This is a genomic window from Pallidibacillus pasinlerensis (genome assembly GCF_009996845.1).
Lineage (GTDB): Bacteria > Bacillota > Bacilli > Bacillales > Caldibacillaceae > Pallidibacillus > Pallidibacillus pasinlerensis.
This window is the reverse complement of record NZ_JAACYS010000167.1, coordinates 1-423: the sequence shown is the minus strand read 5'-3', so window position 1 is coordinate 423 and position 423 is coordinate 1. Positions and strand designations below refer to the sequence as shown.

Genomic DNA, 423 nt, shown 5'->3' with positions numbered 1-423 from the left:
AACACCTGTATTTATCTTAGATGAAATGCATTTAGCAAAGGATGCATTTTTACAGGATATCGCCTTATTGTTTAATTTTCAAATGGATTCCACCAATCCGTTTATCTTGATTTTAGCAGGATTACCACATTTAAAGACACGTTTAACAATGAATCATCATCGCCCGTTGTCACAAAGGTTGATAATGAAATATGAGATTCAACCCTTAGCGAAAGAAGAGATTGTTTCATATATCAATCACCATCTAAAAATCGCTGGTGCAAAAATGCCAATATTTACTGAATCCGCACTAGAAGCCATTGCGTTACGTTCTCAAGGTTGGCCAAGAGTGATTAATAAAATAACGATAAATAGCCTGTTATTTGGGTTCCAATTAAAAAAAGAACAGATTGATGAAGAAGTAGTCAGATTAGCTATAGAGGA

1 protein-coding gene is annotated in these 423 nt (G+C 34.3%); it reads left to right on the top strand.

Going from position 1 to position 423, the window contains the following annotated elements:
- Window positions 1-423 (top strand): ExeA family protein (locus GW534_RS16035; RefSeq protein ID WP_407670495.1); only part of this gene is annotated, 423 nt, incomplete at both ends.